At 30.1% G+C, this 20,023-nt stretch carries 18 protein-coding genes and 5 tRNA genes; 8 read left to right on the forward strand and 15 right to left on the reverse strand.

Annotated elements, in window-relative coordinates; translation table 11 throughout:
- From LJY17_RS03660 to LJY17_RS03685, 6 genes are all read left to right on the forward strand, one after another.
- Entirely contained in the window at window positions 1-981 is a 981-nt protein-coding gene (locus LJY17_RS03660; RefSeq protein WP_264542501.1) for a carbon-nitrogen hydrolase family protein, read from the forward strand.
- Window positions 982-1,046: 65 nt separating this feature from the next.
- On the forward strand, window positions 1,047-1,358 hold the full coding sequence (locus LJY17_RS03665; protein ID WP_264542502.1) for a GIY-YIG nuclease family protein: 312 nt from the start codon (window positions 1,047-1,049) through the stop codon (window positions 1,356-1,358).
- Window positions 1,359-1,457: 99 nt separating this feature from the next.
- Window positions 1,458-2,570 (forward strand): cupin domain-containing protein, encoded by a 1,113-nt coding sequence (locus LJY17_RS03670; protein WP_264542503.1) that lies wholly within the window; start codon window positions 1,458-1,460, stop codon window positions 2,568-2,570.
- Between the two features lie 49 nt (window positions 2,571-2,619).
- Entirely contained in the window at window positions 2,620-3,528 is a 909-nt protein-coding gene (locus LJY17_RS03675) for a fumarylacetoacetate hydrolase family protein (RefSeq protein ID WP_264542504.1), read from the forward strand.
- A 66-nt stretch (window positions 3,529-3,594) separates the two neighbouring features.
- A complete protein-coding gene (locus LJY17_RS03680; protein ID WP_264542505.1) occupies window positions 3,595-4,629 on the forward strand; it encodes a DUF4932 domain-containing protein in 1,035 nt (344 codons plus the stop codon).
- A 12-nt stretch (window positions 4,630-4,641) separates the two neighbouring features.
- The gene (locus tag LJY17_RS03685) at window positions 4,642-5,391 is read left to right on the forward strand and encodes a maleate cis-trans isomerase family protein (RefSeq protein WP_413614505.1); all 750 of its coding nucleotides are present in this window, start codon (window positions 4,642-4,644) and stop codon (window positions 5,389-5,391) included.
- A gap of 41 nt (window positions 5,392-5,432) precedes the next feature.
- On the opposite strand, the gene LJY17_RS03690 is transcribed toward LJY17_RS03685, so the two are convergent.
- The 5 genes from LJY17_RS03690 to LJY17_RS03710 form a co-directional block, all read right to left on the reverse strand.
- Window positions 5,433-6,506, reverse strand: coding sequence for a T9SS type A sorting domain-containing protein (locus LJY17_RS03690; RefSeq protein WP_264542506.1), 1,074 nt, complete (start codon window positions 6,504-6,506; stop codon window positions 5,433-5,435).
- Between the two features lie 141 nt (window positions 6,507-6,647).
- On the reverse strand, window positions 6,648-6,794 hold the full coding sequence (locus tag LJY17_RS03695) for a hypothetical protein (RefSeq protein ID WP_264542507.1): 147 nt from the start codon (window positions 6,792-6,794) through the stop codon (window positions 6,648-6,650).
- Between the two features lie 179 nt (window positions 6,795-6,973).
- Window positions 6,974-8,173, reverse strand: a complete 1,200-nt coding sequence (locus tag LJY17_RS03700; RefSeq protein WP_264542508.1) for a T9SS type A sorting domain-containing protein — start codon at window positions 8,171-8,173, stop codon at window positions 6,974-6,976.
- 103 nt (window positions 8,174-8,276) lie between these two features.
- Window positions 8,277-11,027: a CHAT domain-containing protein gene (locus LJY17_RS03705; RefSeq protein WP_264542509.1), complete on the reverse strand. Its 2,751-nt coding sequence runs from the start codon at window positions 11,025-11,027 to the stop codon at window positions 8,277-8,279.
- Window positions 11,028-11,105: 78 nt separating this feature from the next.
- On the reverse strand, window positions 11,106-12,407 hold the full coding sequence (locus LJY17_RS03710; RefSeq protein WP_264542510.1) for a S8 family peptidase: 1,302 nt from the start codon (window positions 12,405-12,407) through the stop codon (window positions 11,106-11,108).
- 173 nt (window positions 12,408-12,580) lie between these two features.
- Between LJY17_RS03710 and LJY17_RS03715 the strand changes: the two genes are divergently transcribed.
- Both LJY17_RS03715 and LJY17_RS03720 read left to right on the forward strand, forming a co-directional pair.
- Window positions 12,581-13,141 (forward strand): RNA polymerase sigma factor, encoded by a 561-nt coding sequence (locus LJY17_RS03715; RefSeq protein WP_264542511.1) that lies wholly within the window; start codon window positions 12,581-12,583, stop codon window positions 13,139-13,141.
- Entirely contained in the window at window positions 13,126-13,932 is an 807-nt protein-coding gene (locus LJY17_RS03720; protein WP_264542512.1) for a tetratricopeptide repeat protein, read from the forward strand. Before LJY17_RS03715 ends, LJY17_RS03720 begins: the two co-directional genes overlap by 16 nt.
- 77 nt (window positions 13,933-14,009) lie before the next feature.
- Here the strand turns inward: LJY17_RS03720 and LJY17_RS03725 are convergent, their stop codons facing one another.
- From LJY17_RS03725 to LJY17_RS03770, 10 genes are all read right to left on the reverse strand, one after another.
- Window positions 14,010-15,107, reverse strand: coding sequence for a slipin family protein (locus tag LJY17_RS03725; RefSeq protein ID WP_264542513.1), 1,098 nt, complete (start codon window positions 15,105-15,107; stop codon window positions 14,010-14,012).
- A 340-nt stretch (window positions 15,108-15,447) separates the two neighbouring features.
- A tRNA-OTHER gene (locus LJY17_RS03730) sits at window positions 15,448-15,503 on the reverse strand.
- Between the two features lie 172 nt (window positions 15,504-15,675).
- The gene (locus tag LJY17_RS03735; RefSeq protein WP_264542514.1) at window positions 15,676-16,068 is read right to left on the reverse strand and encodes a hypothetical protein; all 393 of its coding nucleotides are present in this window, start codon (window positions 16,066-16,068) and stop codon (window positions 15,676-15,678) included.
- 100 nt (window positions 16,069-16,168) lie between these two features.
- Window positions 16,169-16,241 (reverse strand) — tRNA-Pro (locus LJY17_RS03740).
- Window positions 16,242-16,245: 4 nt separating this feature from the next.
- Window positions 16,246-16,316, reverse strand: a tRNA-His gene (locus LJY17_RS03745).
- A 4-nt stretch (window positions 16,317-16,320) separates the two neighbouring features.
- Window positions 16,321-16,394 (reverse strand) — tRNA-Asp (locus tag LJY17_RS03750).
- Window positions 16,395-16,421: 27 nt separating this feature from the next.
- A tRNA-Arg gene (locus LJY17_RS03755) sits at window positions 16,422-16,493 on the reverse strand.
- 906 nt (window positions 16,494-17,399) lie between these two features.
- Window positions 17,400-17,675, reverse strand: a complete 276-nt coding sequence (locus LJY17_RS03760; RefSeq protein ID WP_264542515.1) for a hypothetical protein — start codon at window positions 17,673-17,675, stop codon at window positions 17,400-17,402.
- A gap of 18 nt (window positions 17,676-17,693) precedes the next feature.
- Window positions 17,694-19,412, reverse strand: coding sequence for a cholesterol oxidase substrate-binding domain-containing protein (locus LJY17_RS03765; RefSeq protein WP_264542516.1), 1,719 nt, complete (start codon window positions 19,410-19,412; stop codon window positions 17,694-17,696).
- Between the two features lie 21 nt (window positions 19,413-19,433).
- Window positions 19,434-20,021 carry a 2OG-Fe(II) oxygenase gene (locus LJY17_RS03770; protein ID WP_264542517.1) on the reverse strand — a complete coding sequence of 196 codons (588 nt, stop codon included), beginning with the start codon at window positions 20,019-20,021 and terminating at the stop codon, window positions 19,434-19,436.
- Window positions 20,022-20,023 lie beyond the last annotated feature (2 nt).

A 20,023-nucleotide genomic window follows, 5' to 3' on the forward strand; every position in this document is an offset into this window, starting at 1 on the left:
ATGGAATTTAAAAAATTTAAAGCGGCTACTGTTCAAACATCCCCTGTTTTTCTAAATGTAGAAAAAACAATTGAAAAAGCGATTGCTTACATCAAAGAGGCGAGTCAAAATGGCGCGCAATTAATTGCATTTCCAGAAGTTTTTGTAGCGGGTTATCCCTATTGGAATTGGATTATGACCCCTGTTCAAGGAAGTCAATGGTATGAAAAATTATACAAGTGCGCTGTAAAAACAGAAGACGAACTAATGCAACCCTTGTTTCAAGCGGCAAAAGACTATAAAATTAACATCGTTATTGGAATCAACGAACGTGGCGATAGTTATGGAGAAATCTACAACACAAATTTAATCATCGATAACCACGGAAACGTAATCGGAAAACATCGGAAGTTAGTCCCTACTTGGGCTGAAAAACTCACGTGGACCTCAGGAGACGGTTCTTCCCTAAAGGTGTATGATACAGAAATAGGCCCTGTAGGAACTCTTGCCTGTGGCGAAAATACCAATACTTTGGCACGTTTTACGCTTTTATCACAAGGCGAGTTAATTCATATTGCCAATTATATTTCGCTTCCAGTGGCACCACCAGATTATAATATGGCAGAAGCAATTAAAATTCGTGCGGCTGCGCATTCGTTTGAAGGAAAGTTGTTTACGATTGTTTCCTGTTCGACCATTTCAAAAGAAATTATGGAAGCATTAAAAGAAGATGTGCCTAATGTTGAAGAATTATTGACTCGAAAAAACTCTGCTTTTTCAGGATTTATCGGCCCGAATGGAGCCGTAATTGGCGAACCTTTAATTGATGAGGAAGGAATTATTTATGCCGATATTGATTTAGAAAAGTGTATTCAACCGAAACAAATGCACGATATACTTGGTCATTATAACCGATTCGATATTTTCGATTTAAGAGTGAACACTGCTCCTACTCGAAAAATAACATTTGTAAACAATCATGAGGAGTTTAATAAAAGATAAATTTATCATCTCGAGCAGTCGAGGTTGTCATCCCGAGCGCAGTCGAGGGACAAAAAAAGAGAACAATGAAATTTTATTATGTTTATATATTGCGATGTAATGACAATTCTTTATATATAGGAATCACAAATGATTTAGAAAGAAGAGTTAATGAACATAATGATGGGCTGTTACCAAATGCATATACATTTAATAAAAGACCAGTTCAATTGGAGTGGTTTCAAGATTTTACAGAACCTAATCAAGCTATATATTTTGAAAAGAAATTGAAAAAATGGTCTAAACAAAAAAAGGAAGCATTAATAAAAGGAGATTTTGATTTAATTCAAACACTTTCAGAATGCAGAAATGCTACTCATTCTGATTATAAACCATAGATAATGTGCCTTCGACTGCGCTCAGGCTGACAAAAGAATAACAAATTTGTTGAGTTGTCTTCCCGAGCGCAGTCGAGGGACAAAATAAAATAAATAACAATGGAAGATAAATATTCAGATGACCAAATTGGTCGTGCCCGAGTGAAAGATACTCCAGAACTCGAAGCTTATTACAAAGAATTAGAAGCTTTAGGAGCTGGTGCCTTGTGGACAGTAGCGAATGATATTGAACCTTGGGAACCTAAATCGAATTCGGTACCCATGTTATGGAAATATGAAGATTTAAGGGAATTAGTTTTAAAATCTTCCGAATTAGTCACACCAGAACAAGCAGGACGTCGTGTAGTTTACTTGGTAAATGATAAGCGCAAAGACGTATCGGCAGCTGTGGGTTGGTTGTATACGGGCATACAAGTGACTCGTCCAAGCGAAAGCACATCGGCACACCGACACAGAGCGTCAGCATTACGTTTTATTATGGAAGGTAATAAAGGATACACCGTTGTAGATGGTAATAAAATAATGTTGGAAGTTAACGACTTTGTCATCACTCCCAATTCTACTTGGCATGAGCATGGTGTTGAAGAAGACGGCGCAACCTGTATTTGGCAAGATGGTCTGGATATTCCGTTAGTCAATGCCTTAGAAGCGAATGATTATGCGGTGTATGACGGAAAACAACCTTTAGATTATCCTCTAAATTATAGTCCGATGACTTATAACTGCGCTGGATTGATTCCTGCAGATACCACAACATGGACCAAACCCTACTCGCCTTTGTTCAAATTTTCTTGGTCAAAAGTATATCCAGCCTTGTTAGAGGCACAAAAAGTAACTGAAGTGAATCCGTTTGATGGTATTTTTATGAAATATTCTAATCCTTTAACTGGCGGTCATGTTATGCAAACCATGGGAGCAGCGATGCAATTATTACCCGCAGGTTTTAAGGGCAAAGCACACAAACACACAGGTTCTTTCGTTTATCAGTGCGCCAAGGGAAAAGGGTTTTCAATAATTAACGGAAAACGTTTCGATTGGAAGGAACGCGATATTTTTTGTATTCCTTCTTGGGCTTGGCATGAGCATCATAACCTATCAGATACTGAAGATGCCTGTTTGTTTCAATTTAATGATTTACCTGTCATAGAGAGTTTAGGCTTATATCAATCCAGAGAATTAGAAGAAAATAACGGACATCAAATAATAAAATAAAAATTGACTTAGTTGCTTTGTAATCCAGCAACATTGAAACATAAATAAAATGAAACTACTCACCTACACTATTGAAGATTCCGAACCTCGATTAGGATTTATACACAACAATCAAGTCATCGACATGGAAGATTTTGGAGAAGTATCCAATTTTCCATTGCCCAAAACCATGTTGGAATTAATTGATATGGGATTTGAAGTAATCGAAGAAATAAACGATTTAATTTCTGAAACAAGCGATAAACAATTTGAGGAATTAGCCTATGCTATCGAGCAAGTAACCTTTCTTGCGCCCATTCCGAAGCCCAGAAAAAACATTATCGGTATTGGATTAAATTATACTGAACACGTGGCGGAAAGCGCAAGATCTTTAGATACTACAGGAAAACTGCCCGAAAAACCAATTATTTTCTCAAAACCTCCTACAACCGTAACGGCTACAAACACCAATATTATCAAAAACACTAAGCTAACTTCGCAATTAGATTGGGAATGTGAATTAGCTGTAATCATCTCAAAAAAAGGGAAATACGTATCAAAAGCTGAAGCTTTAGATTACGTATTTGGCTATACTGTGATTAATGATGTTTCCGCACGTGATTGTCGTCGCGAAGGACAATGGATTGTTTCTAAAGGACAAGATACATTTGCACCAATGGGACCTATTTTAGTAACCAAAGACGAAATTGAAAATCCGCATAATTTAAATTTATCATTAAAAGTAAACGGAATTGAAAAGCAAAACTCAAATACGAAATTCATGTTGTTCAACATCAATGATTTAATTGAAGATTTAAGTATTGTTTTTACGCTAGAACCAGGAGATATCATTGCTACTGGCACGCCAGCTGGTGTTGGTGCTGGTCGTAACCCACAAGAATGGTTGTATGATGGGGATGTCGTAGAAACTACAGTAGAAGGGATTGGAACGATTGTGAATATTGTGAAAGAGATTTAGTATCCAATTAAAACCTTTGGGAATTTTGTAAAAACTATTTTTTGTAAAGGTTAAATAATAAATTAAATGAAGAAAATATTTTTAATCATCACAATATTGTTTTTAAATAACTCTTTTAGTCAAAAAAGCTTGGAAGTTAGAATAGATAAAAGAGTTGAAGCAATCACAATTTTTTACACTTTAGCCACAAGAGACACATTAGATGTAAAGCCCACTCCATCCTCATACTATAAAGATTTTGATAGTTATTTTGAAAAATATAAAAATCACGAATCTTTAAATTGGTATAGAAATTTAGAAAAGTGGGATGCCTATGACGTGTCTAGTTTAGGATTGTATCTATCAGACAAATATCCATTTAAATTAGTTATTCCGTATAATGAAACACATTTAAAAAGTTCAGAGCTTTACACTTTTCTATCACACTTAAATAAATTTTACAAAGAATGCGAAGTAGAACAATTTATCAAGAACCACAAAAATGATTATTTAAAAATTGAAACTTCTATAAAAAAATCAATTGAAGAAAATGATATTTTGTTGGATGTAAAAAAATTTTACAACAAGCCTACAAAGCATAAATTAATAGTATTACCAGATTTGCTAAATGCTATAATTAACAATGCCATAGTAATAAATGATAAAAAGTATAGCAATTATAGATTCATAAAATTAGCATACTTAAAAAATAAAAATATAGCTCAAACAAATGAAACTGAAGTAAATTTTATACCATTACCTAATGTGGTAATCCATGAAATATCTCATTTATTTGTACAAGATTTCATTCCAAAATATATAGAGCAATTAAGTTTGAAAAAAAATCTGTTTTTAACTACTTCAGACGATAAAATTTTAAATGAAAAAGAATGGAAAAATGAATTAGACGAATTAATTGTTAGAACTTGTGTGGCTAAAATATTAGGCATAAAATTCGGAATTGAAAAAGAACAAAAAGAAATTGAAAATCAAGCAAAACATTATAAGCACATAAAAGCATTAAATAATTTTTTTGATAATTATACAAAAAATAGAGAAAAATATAGTTCAATAACCTTTTTTTATCCTGAAATTATAAAATTCTTTGAAGATTTAAAATAAGATTTAATTAAAATGAAAAAATACAAAATAGGACAAATCGTTCCATCATCAAACGTTACGATGGAAACCGAAATACCCGCTATTTTTCGCTCTCGTGAAACTATCTTACCTGAACGTTTTACGTTCCATAGCAGTAGAATGCGCATGAAAAAAGTAACCAAAGAAGAACTGGAAGCAATGGATGCTATGAGTTTGAAATGCGCTCAAGAATTATCCGATGCTCATGTAGATGTGATGGGCTATGCGTGTTTGGTGGCGATTATGAGTATGGGGCGCGGCTATCATTGTGTTTCGGAAGTCAATTTACATCAAGAAACGGTTGCTAATGACTTTCCTACTCCTATTGTGACTTCAGCTGGGGCGTTGATTAACGGATTAAAAGTGTTGAGAGCCAAACAAATTTCCATTATTACGCCGTATATGCGTCCACTGACGGATAAAGTAGTCGATTATATTGAGCATCAAGGTATAAAAGTGAAAGAAAGCATTGCACTTGAAATTCCGGATAATTTAGAAGTAGCGGCACAAGATCCTATGAATTTGTTGGAAATCTACAAACGATTGGATTTAACGGATGTTGATGTTTTAGTAGTTTCGGCCTGCGTACAAATGCCATCTTTAGAAGCTATCGATTTAATCCAAGCTGAATGCGGAATACCGGTTACTTCTGCAGCGGTTTGCACAACGTATGAAATGATGAAAAAACTCGGAATCGAAGCTAAAGCACCTATTGGAGGAGAATTATTAAGCGGAAAATATTAAATATTAGCAGTCTGTTTTATCAGACTGCTAATTATATTTATCTAATTTTTTGAAACTTGTTTTTTAATTATTCCTTTTGAAGTTTCAATATGAATAATGTAAGTTCCTTTTTTGAAATTTGATAAATCAATTTCATTTGATTTTGGATTCTTTATTTCAAGTAATTGAATATTTGTTAAATCATACACTCTAACTAATTTAACTTCTCTATCATCTTCAGAAATATTTATTTTTAAAATATTGTCTGTTGGATTAGGAAATACTGTTGTTTGACTTTGAGCTGATTTTTGCAGTAATTTTGGATCATTTTCTCCTTCAACGATAGGAATACATGTTGCAAATGTTTTTCTCCATCTATGATCTTGCCATCCATATGTACCATTAGTGATAGGATAAATTACTGGTGTACTTGCTCCATATGGTGTGTAAACATATTCAAGATAAACACTATACCAAGTAGCATAATTACAAGAGTAAAAACTTGAGCCTGGATTAAAATTATTACCTGTAAAAGTAAAACTTGTATTCAAATTCCAATACGTTTGTGTAGGACAAGCAAGCGTATTGTCAGGAACCACTTTAAAACGTAATCCTGCTCTATTTGTTGCTGAACCAGTTACTTTATATCCAAAATAATTTGTATAATTTCCAGTATGGTTATCTACTTGACAATATGGTGCTAGTGTAATATTTAAAATTGGTTCTGGTAATCTATTTACAATTACTGTGATATTATTGTATACAGGTGAATTTGATACGTCAGGTACATAACATTCTGATCGTACTCTTAAAACTGTTGTTCCGATAGGAAAAGTGTAAGAGCTTGGCAAATTAACATAATTTGTATTTGTACTACCATTATTTGCTATAAAAGCCCCTGTGTTATAATTATTAACAGACATAGTCTTTATAGCCCCTAGTGTGGTACAAGTAAAACTGGTTTTAGTTATTTTAAAATTACCAGTTAGTTGAGACGCAAAAAAAGGTATATTCACAGTATAAGTTAGTCCGGATGCGGTTACTGTTGCAGCATTTGTAGTACCAAATGACATTGTTAATTGTGCGTAATTTGTAAAAGCATTTAATAACAACGCTAAAAAAAGTATTTTTTTCATAAAAATCAGTCTATTATTCCCTACTCTATAATTGGTTTTTCGGGTTTCACCATTTTAAATAAGAACAAGAGTTTAAAGCTCATTATTAATCTTTTTTTAATAATGAGCCGTTTTTAAACTCCTTAACCTCAATTTCAAGTATTATTTTTTATCTTTCTTTCTAAGTGGATCGGTGATTAAACTCAGATTTAAAAGAGGAATAGATGTAATATCTTCTCCACCTCTAATTTTTTTAATACTTTCCTTGGGTAATTCAAATTGTTTAAATTTTGATTGTAGATTTTTCATAAAAATAAATTTAATAACCCCTACTCTTTGATTGGTTTTTCGGGTTCCACCTTTAGTTTATATATTACTAGTGTGGATTATTAAAATCTATTACCCATTATATATGCTAAAAAGTTATTAAAAAATAAAAGAGGCTCTTTTAAAAGTAAAAGAGCCTCTTTTATTTTTTACAAATTAGGTTATTGTTTGACTATTTTTTTCAAAATAATTTTATTCTTAATATGAATATTTATTAAGTAAATTCCTTTTGGCTCATTACTCAAATCAATTAAATTTTCATCTTTTATAAGAAATTTACTTTGGACAATATTTCCATTTGAATTATATATTTTATAATTAGCATTTTCTTCATTAATGTTAATTTTAAATACACCATTAGTTGGATTTGGATAAACCGAAATTAAATCATAATTATCATCAATTTTATTTATATTATTTAAAATCAATGAATTATCATTATTTGAAATCACGGTGACTTTAGGATTAGATTCGTTTTGATTCTCAGATATGTTTGAATCATTAGCTTGCTTACATCCTGAAATTACTTTCAAGAGGGCTGTTTTACAAGTCCAAATAGGACCAGTACAAACCTTTACCCTATAATATCTTTCACTTCCATTAGCTAAATTACCGTCTATTAATATACTACCTGCTCTAGATGGATTTCCAGTGTAATAAGGTGGAACACTATAGGTTGAAGCTATATTTTGCAAATTAATATTATCTGGAGCTTCACCATTTAGCCAGACACCAAATTCATAGTCATAAGTTCTATTCCAATATTGATCACATTCTTCAACAGTTATATTATAAGCTGTTTCACAACTTGTTGCTCCTGCATTTATTTTAATGTTACTTATACAAGCCTGAATAGCTGAACCATCAATAGGAATGGGTATCCCGTTTATATTAAAATCAGGAGTTCCATTTAAAACAGGAACTGTTAAATTTGATGAATATATATCTCTTAGTAATTCATATCCAATGCATAAATTTTTTTTCCTAAAAAACTGAACTCTTGCTTTGAAAATAGAACCACTTGATACTGACACGTTCGTAAAGGTCTCGTAAAAATACAAGCTTGATAAAGTAAATTCATGTTCTGAAAAAACTGTATTATTTTTAAATAACGTTACGATTGCTTTATAAGGATTTCCAATATTACATTTAGGACTTACACAATCATTTGGTAAATTTGTTCCTCCACAATAAGAAAAACCAACTTTTATATTATCTACTCTTTGCTCTGTTCCACAAATTGGAATGTAAGTATCACCAACACTACTCAAATGTGTCGTAAATTTAATTGTTGGTTGCTCTTGAGCATAAATTTTAAAATTGATAAGGATAAAAAATAAAATCTTTAATATATTCTTCATAAAATAAAATTAATCCCTACTCTTTGATTGGTTTTTCGGGTTCCACCTTTAGTTTATATAATACTAAGTGTGGATTATTAAAATTTATTACCTAAAATTTACGTTATTTTTTTAAAAAAATAAACTTGATCAATAAAACTGTAATTATAATACTCGTAAAAGCAAGAAGAATTAAAATATAATTATGGTAATACCATTTTTGATTCAATTCGATAGAAGCTGTATCTCCAGTCAAAACAAATGAAGCCCAATGATAAGGTAATACTTCAGAGAGTTGATGATGTTTTAAATAGTTTATTTTTGCCAATTGTAAGGCTTTAGATTTGGTCTTTCCTTTTTCAAGCTCGTTATAAAAAGACAAAATAATTTCGTTACCTGCTTTTTCATTAACATTCCACAAAGATGATAAAACGCTTTTTGTACCATTCATGAAGAAACCTCTTGATAAACTTAAAACACCTTCACCTGATTGTATTTGCCCATCATTTGTTTTACATGCATCAAGAATTACAAGTTCTGCTTGGTTTTGAATACCATAAAGTTCTTCTAAAGTCATTTTTGAATTTCTAAATGCAATCCAAGGTGTTTTTTGGTCAGAAATATCTAATCCAGCGTGAGTATTTAAATGAATAATTTGATACTGATTAATAAGGCTACAAAATTTTTCCTTAGTTGCTGCATCATCAAATAATACGGTTGTTGATGTATATTTTTCTAATTTATCAATGACTTCTTTTGAACGAGATAAATTAGTCAAGCTTTTATCTTCAAATTGGTATGGTACTGTTAGAATCAATTTTTTTGAAGCTTTACTTTTCCATTGCTTAATTTTTTCAAAAGTAGAAAACGATTGTAGATAAGAAATTTCTGAGAAGTTGATTAAGTAACTATTTTTTAAATACTTTTTTGAATCATAAACACATAATGATTCAAAAGGCAAGTTTATTAATGAGTCGTCTGCTACAATTATTAATCTTTTATTTTTTATTTTATTTATGGCATTTTCAAACGGAAATAATGATTTAAAAACATTTGCAGAAGTTGACTGAAATTGAATACTTTCTTGTTTATCTAATAAAACTTGTGAATTATTTTTTTTGAGGACTCTTATATCTTTTTGTAGTGTTGAAACGTTAGATATTGCATAAAAAATCTTCTCTGATTTATTCACAAATAATCCATAACCTTTATCATCAGTTAAAATATAAGAGACAAAACATTCTTCATTATCTAATGAATGTATTACTTTTTTTAACGGAATAATGTCAATTTTTTGTTTAAATCTAGCATATTGTGGATATTTTGCAACCAAAAAACCCATATAACTCTCATATTCTTTAAGTTTTTTTAAATAAGCTTTTTTGAATTGAACACTATTAGGAAACTGTCTATTTTTTTTCTCAACAGTTAGCAATTCATTATGTAATTTAAACTCTTTTTCTGTAATGCTTTTTGGAACTTGTAATTCTAATTTTGCTTGATATTTTTTTATATTTTCTTGAAGTAATAATGCTTTATTTTTTTCCATAAAATAAAACCCTTCATCAGGTTTATTTAACAAAAAACAAACTTCAGCTCCCAATAAATAAGTGTTCACTCCTTTTTCTATCCAAAATAATTTTGATTGGTCAGTTGTACTTTCATATCTAATTACAGATACAATTTCATCAATAAGATATAATACTTCTTTAGCTTTAAATAAGTATGCTTTATTTTTTGTATTCTTATAACTTTCTACGTAGTTAAAAGCTAAGTCAACCAAATAGACCATAATATCTTGTTGGTAACCAGAATCTATAATTGTTTCTAATTTTGGTAGCTCGAATGATGACTGTTCTTTATCTAGAATTATTTGTATTGCTTTTTGAAAATAAGTAATTTTTTCGACTGGTTTGATATTAGAAAAATAAGCGAAGTTGTCATAAGCTGTGGCTATTTGATTAATATTAGATGACTTTTTAATTATTTCTTTAAAACAATTTGATGCTAAAATCAATTGATTTTGTTTGGCATGCAAGAAACCTATATTGTTGAGTACAGAGAAATAATCTTTGGAATTATTTTGGGATTTAAAAAAATCTTTGGATTTAATATACAAGCTTAAAGCTGTTTTATTTTCACCCCAAGCCTCATAAATATTGGCTAGATTATTATAAAATTCAAAAAGTAAATTGTTATCTAATGAAGAAATTTTAAAATTAATTTCAACAAATTTTTGATGTTTTTTTATTCCACTTTCATAGATCTTTATTGTTTTTCCTGAATCTAATTCAGTCATTAAAGCAAATATTTTCACAATGCTCGTACGTATAATTATCTCATTGTTAATATCATTTTTTTGTAACAATAATAAATCTAATCTTTTAAGGGCTAAATAATAATCACCTCTTTCAGAATCCAATATAGCAATATTAATTTTAGCATTAAAAGTATATTTATCTAATGCTTTATCTTTTATGATTTCATTTAGCAAATCATACTGTTTTGATACCTCTTTGTTTAACATGTAAATCCATGCTAGATTACTTCGGGATCTATTTAATTCTAATAAAAAAGCATTATTTTTCTTATAATCTTTTAAAATTGAAATAGAATTTTTTAAACAAGAAATAGCATATTCTTTATTATTACTATTAAAGTAAAGAACTCCTAATTCACTATTTAAAATCCCTTTTTGGGGAGAATTTGGATAGTTTTTATATTTTTTTTTGAGATTTTCTAATTTAAATATTTTCTCTTCTTCAGAAATAGTAGTATTTAATGTAAACTTAATTTCCTTACTTAACGTTTCTTGTGCATTTGCAAATTGAATTGTTAAGAATAATAAAACAAAGAAAAATTTGGTAAAATTCATTATAGTTTTTGATAATAAGAAAACTTATTTATCACTTGTAATTGGCAATAAATGAGAAATCTAAATTATTAAAAAAAACTAAGGATTAATAATTTTGTCATACTTAACTAGTTTTGAATTATTGAAACTAGGTGGTTTAGTTACTCCAATCATATTTAAATTATATAATAAACTTAAATTCGAAATTGTTGGATTATTGTTTTTAAAGAAAGCTACCTTAGCCGCTACATTTGGTGAAGCAAATGATGTACCCTGTATAGAAGTTTGCAAAAAATCTATTCCCTCCCCTTTTGCAAAAAAATCAACTGTTGTTTTTCCATAATTAGACCAATTTGAGATATCGGTAGCATTTTGATTGCATGAGGCAACAGCTATAATGTTATTTATTGGATAGCCAGAAGGAAAATGAGTCTGTAAATCATTATTTATTTCATCGTTTCCTGCAGAACAGATTAATGTCACGTTAGGATATTGACTTACTAAGTTTGTGAAAATATTATTTGATGGATTTTCAAATATATTGTACCAACCTAGACTCATTTGTAAAATACTTGCTTTTCTTTCAAGAGCAAAGTTTAAAGAGCATATTAAGTTAAAATAATTTCCTTTTCCATTAGAATTACAAACTTTTAAAGGCAAAATTTGATAAGGAATGTTATAATAATTTAAGTTACGTGTGATAATAGATGTGACTGCAGAACCGTGAATATTTGGGTCATCATCAAAAGTATTATCATCGTTATTTACAAAATCCCATCCAGAATACACGCCAGGAATGCCATCAGAAGCAGCATTATACAAGAACTTTTCTGGAAAATGTGCAGCATTTCCAAATGAAGGATTAATCCCTGTATCAAAAACAGCAATGGTAAGACCATTATTAATAGTTTTTATATGATTTGTATAATTAGTATTTGAACTAGGAGTGATGCTTGTTTTCAAAAGCCTAGACTTAGTAGAAGTATTAATTGTGTAATTGAATTCTACATAAGCAATTGCTTTTTCCCTTTCATTTGGATTTGTTGGATAACCAAACCCTCCAGTTGGATTGTTAATAGTCTCTTTTTTAGGCTCTATCTCAATGTTATCATCAAACATCCATAATTCAATAGAAGCATTTGAACATTTATTACATAGTTGATAACTTGAAACATTAAAATAACTTCTTAAAAATCTTTTTTGATTGCTATCAACCCAATTTCCGTATTTAATTACTAAACTGTTTGAAGAATAATTTTTAACAACAGTATTAGCATTTACTGCTACTCTTTTATTTTGTTGCTGCTCTAAAGAAGTAGAATTAAAATTTTCATCTTGACTAGGCACTGTACATGCCAATGAAAGATTAAATACTATAAAAAAAATAATTAATTTTTTCATGTTTATATTTTTAGTTTATAATGTAGTACTTAATTTTAAAATATATTACCCAAAAAAAGATTAAAAAAAATAAAAGTCACTTATTATAGCTTTATTTTTACTGAAAATTATATTAAAATCTCAAAAAGAGAATTAATGAAAAAAAATAATTTTATAGAAATACTATAATAAAAATGGAAGAAGCAAATATTTATATAGATGCATTACTTACAGGTAATAGTAGTATTATAGACCAAATTTACAAGAAAAATTTTCCAAAAATAAGTTCTTACATTAAATCCAATAAAGGAAATGCTGATGAAGCAATGGATATTTTTCAAGAAGCATTAATGTATATTTTGATAACACAAAAAGAAAAGCGAACTGAAATATTAAATTTTGAAGCTTATTTATTCGTTGTTTGTAGAAATATTTGGAAAAAAAAATTAACAAACAGGGTAATAAATACGGATGTTGTTACACTGGTAAATAAAGAATCGGATTTAGCTGAATTAATAGTAGAACAGAAATATTTTGATTTGTATACTGCAAAATTTAATTTATTATCTGAAAATTGTAAAGAGATTTTAGCTGTTTACTTTAATGGTGCAAGCTATGAAGAAATAGCAAATGAGAATGACTATGCTACTGTAAATACTGTAAGACAAAGAGTTTTTAAATGTAGATCTAAATTAATTGAGCTTATAAAAGAAGATAAAGAATTTCAATTACTAAGAAAATGGGAATTAATGTAACAGAAGAGTTATTAGAAAAAATTGATAATTATCTAAAAGGAAACTTGTCTTCTCAAGAAAGTCTTAATTTTAGAAAAGAAATCGATACAAACCCTGAACTAAAAGAAATAGTTTTGATACAGGAGGGTTTATTTGATATTAATGACTATAAATTTATTAAAGAAACTAACAACTCTTCTACATCAGAAGCTATAAATCATTATAGAGAACAAATTAATAAGGATGAAAATCAAAAACTTTTTTCAAAAATAAAAGAAGCTAGTGAAAAGTATAAACAAAAAAATAAGACCAAAAAAAACAAGTATTTAATATATTATGTAGCAGCATCAATAGCTTTGTTATTTACAACTATCTTTTTTCTAAATTCCTCATCAGATTTAGAAAATGTATATAAAAACTATTCAAATTGGGACGACTTGCCTTCTTATGTGATCAAAAGTGATCAAAATGAAACTTTTTTTTCAAAAGGAGAACAATTGTTTAGAAGTAATGAGTTTGCAAAATCCATAGAAGTATTTAAAACAATTAGTCCTTCAGATCAAATGTATCCGTATGCTTTAATGTATATTGGTGCAGCTTATGAACAACTAAATGAAAATGAAAAGTCTTTAGAAACTTTTGATCAAATCATAAAAAGAAAGAATTTTATTGAATACTCAAGAGGATATTGGTATAAACTTTTAGTTTATTCTAAACAAAATAACAAAGAAAAAGCTAAGGAAATGAAAGAACTAATTTTGAAAAATCCTGATAATTATAATTATGATAAAGTTAAAATACTAGAGTTTTAAGAATCCAAAAGGTTGAATAAATTTATTCAACCTAGTTTAAAAATAAACCTCGAGTATTAATCGAGGTTTTCTTTTTCTTATTTAACAAAAATTTCTTTCAACTGACCAATAATGTTTCCACTTCCAGAAATAGTAATTTCACCAATTCTATCAGCAATTTTTTCAACATATTCCATCTCTTTCAATTTCCACAACATTTCATTTTCTTCCATTAACTTAGCTGTATTTAGCAAGCTTCTGGTAGCAGCGGTTTCTTCACGTCTCATAATGCTATTAGCCTGAGCTTTTTTCTCAGCCAACAATACCTGATTCATGATTTCTTTCATATCACCTGGTAAAATAACATCTCTAATACCTGCATCAGAAACGGAAACTCCAAGATTCTGAATTTTATCTTTTATTTCTTCCAAAATAATTTCAGCAATTGTATCTTTTTTACTTAATAATTCATCTAAAGTAAAACCACCAATAAAAGCTCTTAATGCCAATTGCATTAAAACATACAACTGTTTTTCAAAATCTTTATTCTCAAGCAAAGCCTTTGATATATCAACAACTTGATACTTAACAAAAAAGTTAATTCGCAATGAAGCCTTATCTTTCGTTAATAATTCCTGACCAGAAATTTCCATTTGCTGTTGTCTCAAATCAATTGTTTTGATTTCTACTGGAATAGTATTGTTCCAAAAATAATGAGTACCAGCTCCCACCTCTTTTGCAAACTTACCATCAACAAACAACAATCCTTTTTCATGGCTCATTACCTGAAATCTTCTTGTAAATGATCTAACTTTTACGTTTTCCAATAAAGTTAATGGAATATCCTCAGTAATTTCTACTTTAGACAAGTCAACTTTAATGAATTCATTTTTAATATATCCTTTCCAAAAAGCAAATCTTCCTGTTGCTAATACTTCTTTAAAAATACCATTCACAAAATATAATACCATTTCATTGTCGGCAATTTCAATAACTTCCAACATTGAAGCTAATTCTTCATTTTGCAATAAAATATTCAATTCAACAGGGGCAACAAATGATTGTTTCATCTCAAATATTTCAATTTGTTTGTTACCAATAATCCAATGATTACCTTCTTTTAAAACAGTAATCAATTTTCTATTTTCAAATACCAAACCTACTTGGTATGCTTTAATTGTAATTCTCTTAATCATAATATTTTTTTAATTGTTAATCTTTTAAATAAGAAAACCTTAGGAACTTTATCCTCAGATAAGGACGGAAATAGGCCAGTTTGAAAAAGCATTCTAATGGTTTTGCACTGTTTTTGAATACTACTTTAGTTGAATTCAGCAAGTACCAAAGAAAAGAACGGTTTAGCAAACGAAGCTGCTTTCAGGTCTGACCATAAGTGTTGTTTATTGAAGAAATCAATACCAACTGATAAAAACCTTTGGTTTTCTTTAATGATCATTCTTTTTAAAGAGAGAATGAAACTCTTTTAAACAGATTAAAAGTCTGTTGGTGACAACCGCTGTCAACATAACCGATAGGTTATGATAGGATTCGAACCTACGTAACCAAAGTCTATTGTTCTAACCAACTGAACTATCCTGAAAATCAGGAGTGGGACTCGAACCCACGACCGATAGAGTCGGAAGATTTTTGGCAAACCCTCGAAACCTCCAAATCAAGTTGCATAGTAAATAATAATATACTTTAGTATAACTTTTACCACATTAGTGCTATATAGAAACACCCAACAGGACTTGTTTGATATTGTTATAATTTTATTTCCTTTATTTCATAAGTATTGCTAACTTCTTTGATCAAGACATTTTCCATATTAACTGAAATGTAATGAGACATATAACAGTCTGAGAATTCCGTAGCTACTTCATGACCGTTGGTACATACCTTATTCATTCCATCCATTCCAGAACTCCCGCAGCATCCTGTAAATCTTCTTGAATCTTCATGGTTTTTGAAATAGTAATCATCAACGGCAATGACCAATTCTTTTTGCTTGTTGCATTCATTGGTAATAACAGAATATTTATTCTTTTCAATCATGTCTGTTCCGTCATCAAACCTCAGTGCACTTTTGTGTACTTCATAAAGTTCATCAGTTAACTTTAGATTGCATTTTTTGCAATACATCTTAATTGTTCTCATGTTCTACTTAATTTCTAAACAAAGATTTCAAATACAGTACGCAATTATTTTGCGTACTACTAAAAATCACTTAAAAAAACAATTTATACATCTATTTTTGTCTGGGAAACAGGACTCGAACCTGCAACCTCCTGCATCCAAAGCAGGTAAACAACCAATCGTTATCTTCCCAGTTAGGGTGTTTTCGGGAATCGAACCCTGTTCTCCGGATCCACAAACCGGGGTTTTACCAAATAAACTAAAAACACCATTTGGCGGCTCATACGGGAATCGAACCCGTGGCATCCGAGAGACAGTCGGATAGGTTGCCATTACCACAATGAGCCAGTTCCCTTTCTAAAGAACTTTGTGTGAGGTTCTAACAAGATTCGAACTTGTATCTGCTGTTTAGAAGACAGCTATTCTATCCATTGAACTATAAAACCTTATTTTTGTGATCCAATCAGGACTCGAACCTGAAACCCTTCGCTTTGTAGGCGAATACTCTATCCATTTGAGCTATTAGATATTAAGAGAGTAAGTAAATTGAACACTTATACATAACTATTGTTATTAATAAATAAGACCTACTCTCCTATTTTTTGAGCATAAAAAAAGCACCCTAGTGGGTGCCTCTATATTAATTGCTACATAATAAATTATATGTTCCTGCTAATACTTACACCTTTGATTGTACAATTGAAATCCACACTCGGCAGTGAGCGAAAATCTTGTCTAGCTATTACTAGATCATTTCTAAATTGCGTTTTATGTTGAAATTGTATTTTCATTATATTTCTATTCAAATGTCTTGTCTGATTGTTTTCAGTTATTATTTCGATGACAAAGATAAAGTCAAAAAAAAGTAACTTCCAAATATTTTTAAAAATAAATAATTGATTTTCATATAGTTAAATTAAAATTTAGACAATAAAAACCTTGTCCATTTACAACGGATACTCTTTATTTTTTCAAATGACTGTCTCTCATCTGATTAACTTTCAAAGCTTCTTAAATTCTATTTTGATTATGCATTAAACATTTTTTTATTTTTTTTCTAAAAATTTCATTTATTCATCATTCTTTCAATGTGTTTTAAGTCAATTTTATCTGTTTTCAAAACTCTATAAAACTAAAAAAGCGCCCTTTTTGAAGGACGCTTTACTAATATTGCTACTATATTTAGTTTAAAATCATATAAATATTACATTACTTAGTATAAAACATCCATTTTTTGGCATAGGAAGACTATCTCGACCTCTTAGAGATTGAGATTTATTTTCTAATGCTATATGTTGTTTTGTCATTTTCATTGCGATGCAAAAATATAAATTATTTAAAACTAAATTAAATTACTTTGAACAACCTTTAATGGTGCTTTCAATTCCACTCCAAATTTGATTTTCTGAAACGATTCCAGGTTTTTTAGTGATTGTATAATCAACACTATTATTTGCTGGATTATAATTAAAAGTTAACACTACATCACCTACAATTGAGTTTGTAGTTGCTGTTCCTTCATTAGCACCTGGAGGGGCATAAATAGTTCCGTGTTCTTTATAGCTTGTCGCTTTAACACACTCCCAAATTGCGGGAGTAACATTGTTGAAAGTTTTTGATTTTGACATAATTATAGTTTTTAATGATTAGCTATTGAATAATTGTTCTATTAGTTTACTTTGATAAATATTATGTGAGTCATACTTTGCTAAAACTGAAGATTCCCATTCCCAATTATCATCACTAGCTCTGGAAATAGTAAATTCAGACTTAACTCTATCTATAAATTCAGTACTAGTCCATGCTCCCGAATTAGTATATCCCCATCCTTTTGACCATTCAGGAACAACTTTTGCAGTGGGTCTTTTAAAATGATCTAAGAACCATTGTTCTAATTCAGTAAAAAATTCATCGGAATATTTAGTACCAGGAATAGTCAATACATCCAACCACAAAGCAACATCCCATCCATTTTTAACTGTTTCATCATCTGTAGCTAAACTTGATATTGTAGGTCTTCCAGCTGGGTTATTATTAAATGAAGGCATATCGTCACCACTATCTAAACCTGTTACTCTTATTTCTAAAGGCGAATTGATTGGAAACTTATCCTGTGACTGATATTTTTTCAACATTGCTTCGAATTGTTTTGCAAAATCTGAAATTGCTTGTTGTACATCATTTTTGTTCATCAAAATGGCATACCCATTTGCAGTTACTCTTAATGTGGTGTCTTTAACATAAAAAAGAGTATTTTTTGAAGCCCCCCAAATATCTCTAGATTGATCATAAATAGGGAATCCTAAGATTTTTCCATCCAGACCTTCATTCGTCATTTTGTACATTAATTGCCCAAAATCAGGTGTTAAACCAGGTGCTATACCCATAATAAGATCTATCATTTTCACCACGAAATCTGGTAAATTATCAGAAAAAGGATAATTATTTGGTTGATCAACTTTTCTAGATGCTGAAGGCTGTTTTTTTTCTACTGTCCATACTTTTAACCATGGGTAATCTGTAAATGGGAACCAAATAATTTCTATTCTACCACTTTTATTTAAAAAATCGCCACAGCTATTTGGAGGGGGTGTTGTACCAGTATAAGGAGTAAATAATGTTTTGGCATCAATATCTGTTATAGAAAGACATCTTAAATTATAGTTTTCTATGACTTGAAAAGTAACTTCTGTAATTAAACTACGCCCCAGCTGAGTCATCAAAGCATTCATTTCTTTATCTCCTCTCTTAAAAGTTTTTAACTGATAGTCATTTGGATTGGCGCTTTCAGGATCAGTAACAACAGCTGTAAGAGATAGAATTCTATTACTCATAGAACCGTATGTAGTTTTGAAATCATCATTGGGACTTGTTGGGACTGCGGTACCGTGAGCATTTATACTTATTACTCCTCCTACTGTCAAATGATCTGGAGCTGGTATGTGAGGAAAACTGTATCCGCTGGCAGCACCATTTCCTCCAGATACATTCTCCAAATATTGTAGAAGATCACTCATTGTAGCGCCAGTTTTCACTTTTACAGCTGGTCCTTTTCCTTCAAAATCAGGAATAAAAGACATGTCATTTAATGATACAGTAGTATCAACTAACAGTAATTTATCATATGAAGGTAAATTTGGAGTTACTGCCAAAGGTGACCAATTATGCATAATACCTCTAGCTCGAACTGTCCAACCATTACTGGCTGCCCAATTACAAACTATTGCAATATCTTTTTCATTTGCTGGAACACAAGTCCAAATATTAGGAACAACTATAGCGTTTGCCCAGTTTGAAAAAGTTTCTTGTTTAACGGGAATATTTGGAGGGAAGCCTTCCAAACCTTGATTATTTTCTGTTTTCATAAATTAGTTAGTTTTTATTGTTTATTTGAATGGTTGACCCGAAATCCATAATACTAATGACTTTCTGGTTCCTTTTCTTACGGGTGTGACTCTGTGCATAAAATAGGAAGGAAACACAATGACACATCCTTTTTTTCTTGGCAATTTTGAAACTTCATTTCCAATCATAAATTCAAAATCACCGCCTTCATATTCTTCCGGATCAGAAAGTTGCATGGTAATACTAACTTTTCTTTTTGCATACTTACCACTGCCTAAATCCATATGCCAACCAAAGTGTCCTCCATTATCTTCATAAACAGTATATTGCAAATCATCAATGATTTCTGTAAGTTCAAATTTCCACATGGCATCATTAGCTTGTGTTACCAAGCCAATGAACTTATCATATAACCATTTACAATCAGGAGAATCTTTCTTTAACCATTTAATACTGCTTTTTCTTTTTGTTTCAAGACAAGCTGTATCAATAGCTATTTTAGCTTTTTCAAATGAAATGGATTCTTGAATTTGCTCTATCCTTAGTAATTCTTCTTCTGTAAAAGAATCTTGATACCAGTACCAATTATCTAATTGGCACTGGTTAAAATCAATTAATTGATTATTCATAA

The organism is Flavobacterium hankyongi, from assembly GCF_036840915.1.
Taxonomy (GTDB): domain Bacteria; phylum Bacteroidota; class Bacteroidia; order Flavobacteriales; family Flavobacteriaceae; genus Flavobacterium; species Flavobacterium hankyongi.